Source organism: Sphingomonas sp. (genome assembly GCF_035758555.1).
Taxonomy (GTDB): domain Bacteria; phylum Pseudomonadota; class Alphaproteobacteria; order Sphingomonadales; family Sphingomonadaceae; genus Sphingomonas_B.
Genome location: NZ_DASTXI010000120.1, coordinates 1 through 5,886, shown reverse-complemented (window position 1 = coordinate 5,886; position 5,886 = coordinate 1). Strand labels below are relative to the sequence as shown.

The window sequence follows — 5,886 nt, the reverse complement described above, 5'->3', positions numbered from 1 at the left end:
AATACCCTCCGCCGAAGCTTGTATTCGAAAATGCGAGTGGTCTTCCATCAGCGGAAGTAGCTCGTGAGGCGCAGTCACGGCAAAGGTATCGGGGGTATCGCGCAAATTCTGCCACGCGACGACCGCAAACCGGGCAATGCTGATGGCCCGCGTTTGTCATGCCGCCCGGGTAAGGGACAGGAACACGTCCTCCAGGTCCGCTTCCTTGGTCGAGACGTCGACGATGCCGAGGCCGGCGCCGCTGACGGCTTCGAGAACCTCGCCCGCGTTCACCTTCGCCTTGGAATAGGTGATCTCGAGCACCCGCTCGCCCTTCAGCACGATCTTCTCGAAGCAGGGGGCGGCGGGCGGCGCCTCGAGGTCGCGGTCGACCGTGACCTGGACCAATTTCTCCTGCGCCTTGTTGACCAGCTCGCGCGTCGGCTCGTTGGCGATCAGCCGGCCATGGTTGATGATCGCGATCCGGTCGCAGAGCTCTTCGGCTTCCTCGAGATAATGGGTGGTGAGCACCACCGTCACGCCCTGCGCATTCAGCTCGCGCACATAGGCCCAGAGCTGCTGGCGGAGCTCGATGTCGACGCCGGCGGTCGGCTCGTCGAGCACCAGCACCGGCGGCGAGTGAACCATCGCCTTCGCGACCAGCAGCCGCCGCTTCATGCCGCCCGACAAGGTGCGCGAATAGGCGTTGGCCTTGTCCTCCAGATGGACAGCGCGGAGCAGCTCCATCGATTTCCGCTGCCCCTTGGGCACGCCATAGAGGCCGGCAAACAGCTCCAGCGTCTCGTAAGGCGTGAAAAAGGGATCGAAGACGATCTCCTGCGGCACGATGCCGATCGAGGCCTTGGCGTTGCGCGGATGCTCGCCGATGTCGAAGCCCCAGATCGACGCCGAGCCGCTGGTCTTCATTACCATGCCCGACAGGATGTTGATCAGCGTCGACTTGCCGGCACCGTTCGGGCCGAGCAGCCCGAAGATCTGTCCGCGCGGCACGTCGAACGTGACGCCGTCCAACGCGCGCTTGCCGCCCCTGTAGGTCTTGGCGAGCTCCCGGATCGAAATCGCGGCTTCGGTCATGGCAGCGGGCTGTAGCGGGTCGTATCCGTCCAACCAACCCCGTTCGGTTCGAGCGAAGTCGAGAAGCGTTGGCTTTGGCGATGCCGTTTCTCGACTTCGCTCGAAACGAACGGAATCATTGATGCTTATTCAAGCCTTCGCTATTCGCGCGCCATGATCCCGCCGCCCGAGACTTTCCGCGTATCCTCCCGCCGTGTCGCCTGCGACGGCTCAGGGCACGGCATCGACCCGGCGCTCGGCCATCCGCGCATCTATATCGAGATCGATGAGCGCGGCTTCGGCGAGTGCGGCTATTGCGACCGGCGCTTCGTGCTTTCGGGCGGTCCGGTGGATCAGCCCGAGTTGTCAAACTACTGATCGTCACCCCGGACTTGATCCGGGGTCCACCTTCTCCTGCGAGGCACGAGAAGAAAAGATGGATGCCGGATCAAGTCCGGCATGACGAATGGGGGGAGGCTGCCTATGTTCAGGCGCATGACTCTCCCCGCCGACCCGCGCGCCTGGCTGTACCGGGCCGATCTCGACCCCGACACCGCGCTTCGCCTCACCTCGCAGGCCCTGAAGGGCTGCGACGATGGCGAGCTTTATCTGCAATATTCGACGTCGGAGAGCTTCGGCTTCGACGACGGGCGGCTGAAGACAGCCGACTACAACACGACGGCGGGCTTCGGGCTGCGCGGCGTGTCGGGCGAGATGACGGGCTTTGCGCACGCGAACGAGCTCAGCGCCGCCGCGATCCGGCGTGCGGCCGATACGATGCAGCTGCTCGATCCGAACAAGGGCCAGCCGGCGCCGCCACCCCAGCGCAGCAACCGTCACCTCTACACGGCCGACGATCCGCTGACGCTGGTGCCGTTCGCCGAGAAGGTCGCGCTGTGCCAGCGGATCGACGCCGCGGCGCGCGCCCGTGATCCGCGCGTCGCGCAGGTGTCGGTCGGGCTGTCCGGATCGTGGAGCGTGGTCGAGATCGTGCGGCCGGACGGATTCGTCGCGCAGGACGTGCGGCCGCTGGTGCGGCTTAACATCTCGATCGTGGTTGAGCAGAACGGGCGGCGCGAGACGGGCTCGTACGGCATGGGCGGGCGCTATCTCTACGGCCGGCTGTTCGACGAAACGGCATGGCAGCGCGGTATCGACATCGCGCTGGGACAAGCGCTGGTGAACCTCGACTCGGTCGCGGCGCCGGCAGGCGAGATGACCGTCGTGCTCGGTCCCGGCTGGCCGGGCGTTCTGCTGCACGAGGCGATCGGCCACGGCCTGGAAGGGGATTTCAACCGCAAGGGCACTTCGGCCTTTTCCGGCCGGATCGGCGAGCGCGTCGCGGCGCCGGGCGTGACCGTGGTCGACGACGGCGCGATCCAGGACCGGCGGGGGTCGCTCAGCATCGACGACGAGGGAACGCCGACGCGTGAGACCGTGCTGATCGAGGACGGCATCCTGAAGGGCTATATGCAGGACCGGCTGAACGCGCGGCTGATGGGCGTGGCGCCGACCGGCAACGGGCGTCGCCAGTCCTATGCCCATGGGCCGATGCCGCGGATGACCAACACCTTCATGAAGGCCGGCAACGACAATCCCGACGAGATGCTCGTCCGCGCCGGCACCGGCATCTACGCGAAGAGCTTTGGCGGCGGGCAGGTCGATATCGTCTCCGGCAAATTCGTGTTCAGCTGCACCGAGGCCTACCGGATCGAGAACGGCCGGCTCGGCGCGCCGATCAAGGGTGCGACGCTGATCGGCGACGGCCCCACCGTGCTGACCAAGGTCCGCGCGATCGGCAACGACTTCGCGCTCGACGAAGGCATCGGCATGTGCGGCAAGGGCGGCCAGAGCGTGCCCGCAGGCGTCGGCCAGCCGAGTCTGCTGATCGAGGGGCTGACAGTGGGCGGGACTGCGACGGCGTAGAGCTGGATGGGGTCTGGTCGACCCACATCGCTCGTCCCGAGCGTAGCGCGCAGCGCGCAGTCGAGGGGCGCTGGTGCAGGTTTCGGAGCAGCGCCCCTCGACTACGCTCGGGACGATCGAGTCCTGCCTGAACAGATCGCGCTATGCCGCGTTCACCCGGCCGCTCCGCTCCAGCTTGCCCCAGCCGACGCGCGGGCCGCGGATCGCGGCGGCGAGGGCTTTCAGCACGACATAGTACATGATCTGGCGATAGCCGATGCGCTGCGGGATCAGCAGCCACATCAGCCGCCAGCGTTCGCGTGTCGATAGCGCGAAGGCGATCGAGGCGGCGAGCAGGTCGATCGCGGTGAAGGCGATCCAGTAGGTCGCCATCACCACCAGATCGGTGTGCGTCTGCGCCCAGCCATGTTCCTGTACACGCATCGCGGTGCCGATCACGCTGAAGATGAGCGCGAGGTCGATCACCGGCGAGATGGCGGCGAAGCCGATCTGAAACAGCATCGCCTGCGGCAGCCCGACCAGCGCCAGCCCGCGCGGGCGACCGGTCCTGAGCACCGCGCCGTGCTTCCACAGGCATTGCAGCGTTCCGAACGCCCAGCGGAAGCGCTGCTTGGCGAGCGCGCGGAACGTCTCCGGCGCCTCGGTGAAGGCGACGGCATCCTGGTCATAGCGGACTCTCCAGCCCTGCCGCTGGATCGCGATCGTCAGGTCCTGGTCCTCGGCGAGCGTGTCGGGCGGATAGCCGCCGACCTGCCGAAGCGCCTCCGCCCGCCATGCGCCGACCGCGCCGGGCACGACGGTCATCGCATCGAGCCGGGCCAGCGCGCGGCGCTCCAGATTTTGCGCCGTGATGTATTCCAGCGCCTGCCAGCGGCTGACGAGGTTCACCCGGTTGCCGACCTTCGCGTTGCCCGCGACCGCGCCGATCGCGGGATCGGCGAACCAGCGAACCAGCCGCGCGATCGTCTTCTTTGGAAATTGCGTGTCGGCGTCGAGTGCGACGATGAACTCGCCGCGGGCGATGGCGAGGCCGCGGTTCAACGCGCGCGCCTTACCGCCATTCTCCAGCCGCAGCAGCTTGACCTTGGGTTCGCCGGCAAAGGCGCGGTCGACGATGTCGCCGGTGCCATCTTTCGAGCCGTCGTCGATTACGATCACTTCAAGCTGGACGGCGGTGCTGGCGAGGACGCGGCGCACCGACGCTTCGATCACCCGCGCTTCGTTGAAAGCCGGGATCAGCACCGAGACGAACCGGCCGGGGCGGATAACCGGCGGCGTCTCCTGCTGCTCGCGCCGCGCCTGCCAGAGCGCCAGGCCGGACAGGCTGAGCGCGCGCGCGATGCCGAGCGTGATCGCGATCCCGAACAGCCATTTGAGGCCCGTCTGGAAGGCACCGAGCGCGGTGAACAGCGCCAGGTCGGTGCGCGCGTCGCGCTGTTCTTCGGGCGTCAGCGACGGCATCACCTGGGCGCGGCTGAGGCCGACCAGCTCCGACACCGGCACGAACCGATATCCGCGCGCGCGAAGCTGATCGATGATGACGGGCAGCGCCGCGACCGTCTGCGCGCGATTGCCGCCGGCATCGTGGAGCAGCAAGACGTTGCCGCTCCGCTCCGGATTCGAGGCGAGCACGCCGGCGATGGTGCGGTCGATGATCGGCTGCACGCCGGGCCGGGTCCAGTCGCCCGGATCGACGTGCAGGCCGACCGAGAGATAGCCGAGCTGCTGCCCGACTTCGACCGGTACGATTTCGTCCGCCGTGGTCGGCTCGGCATCGCCGAAGAACGGCGCGCGGAACAGCCGCATCGCGTGACCGGTGAAGGCCTGCACCAGCCGCTGCACCGCGTTCAGCTCGATCCGGGTGACGGCGTCGCCGGTGCGGCCGAGATTGGGATGGGTGTAGGTGTGGTTGCCGACTTCGTGCCCCTCGCGCACCTCGCGCTCCAGCAGGTCGCAATAGGTGAGCGCATTTTCGCCGACGATGAAGAAAGTGGCGGGGACGTGTTTGGCCTTCAATATGTCGAGGATCCTGGGTGTCCAGTCGGGATCCGGGCCGTCATCGAAGGTGAGTGCGACCAGGCCGGGTCTGTAGCCCGCGCGCTCGATCGAGAAGGGGAGCGGCAGCTGGACGAACGTTTCGCCGGTGACGAGCCCACGCGGGTCGAGCGTCAGCCGGCGCAGACCCTGAACCGGCATCGATCCGACACGAAGAACTTCACCCGTGCCTTCGATATCGACGTCCGTGCCGGCCGGGATGCGCTCGATCGCGCGGACATCGGTGGCGCCGCGATGCAGTCGCCCGAAGATCTGCCAGACCGACGGGTCCTCGGTGCCGAGCCGCCAGAGCGCGATGCCGCTGACGCCCTGTGCGTGCGCTGCAATCATCTGGTTGTGGAAGGATGCGGCGTCGAGCATCCACAGCTCGTGATCCTCTCCTCCATCCTGATAGGAGAAGGTCAGGTTCCCGCTGACTGGATCGAAGCGGGGAACGGCGCCGGAATCATGTGCAGTCAGCATCGCTTCCTCGATCGACGGCGTGTCGGCGGGGCGGCCAGGCGTCCAGTCATAGGCGTAGGAGCCGATCGCGACGACGACCTTGTCGAGGGGCAGGCCCTTCAGCGCGTGAGCCAGCGTCGCCGCGAACCAGGCTTGCGACGCGATCGGTCCCGCATCGCCGTCGGGATCATGCTCGTCATAGGCCATCAGGAACAGGCGATCGACCTGGTGCGCATAAGCGGGCAGGCGCCAGCTCGCGTCGCCGACCGGCACCGCCATCGCGATCAGCCAGCCGCGCGGCCGGAACCGCGCGCGCGCTTCCTGAAGGAACGTGTGATAGTCGCGCTGTGCGGACGCCGGCAGGTTCTCGATATCGAAGAAGGCGCCATCGGCTTTGTTCGCGATCAGGAA

At 67.1% G+C, this 5,886-nt stretch carries 4 protein-coding genes; 2 read left to right on the top strand and 2 right to left on the bottom strand.

What is annotated here, in order from left to right; all coding sequences use genetic code 11:
* Positions 1–156 precede the first annotated feature (156 nt).
* Positions 157–1,074, bottom strand: a complete 918-nt coding sequence (locus VFT73_RS07560; protein WP_326409629.1) for an ABC transporter ATP-binding protein — start codon at positions 1,072–1,074, stop codon at positions 157–159.
* Between the two features lie 153 nt (positions 1,075–1,227).
* Here VFT73_RS07560 and VFT73_RS07555 point away from each other — a divergent pair, with 153 nt between their 5' ends.
* Together VFT73_RS07555 and tldD are read left to right on the top strand one after the other, a co-directional pair.
* Entirely contained in the window at positions 1,228–1,431 is a 204-nt protein-coding gene (locus tag VFT73_RS07555) for a zinc-finger domain-containing protein (RefSeq protein WP_326409627.1), read from the top strand.
* Between the two features lie 117 nt (positions 1,432–1,548).
* Positions 1,549–2,979, top strand: a complete 1,431-nt coding sequence (gene tldD / locus VFT73_RS07550) for a metalloprotease TldD (protein WP_326409626.1) — start codon at positions 1,549–1,551, stop codon at positions 2,977–2,979.
* A 141-nt stretch (positions 2,980–3,120) separates the two neighbouring features.
* Here tldD and VFT73_RS07545 read toward each other — a convergent pair.
* Positions 3,121–5,886 (bottom strand): glycosyltransferase (locus VFT73_RS07545; protein WP_326409625.1); only part of this gene is annotated, 2,766 nt, incomplete at its 5' end.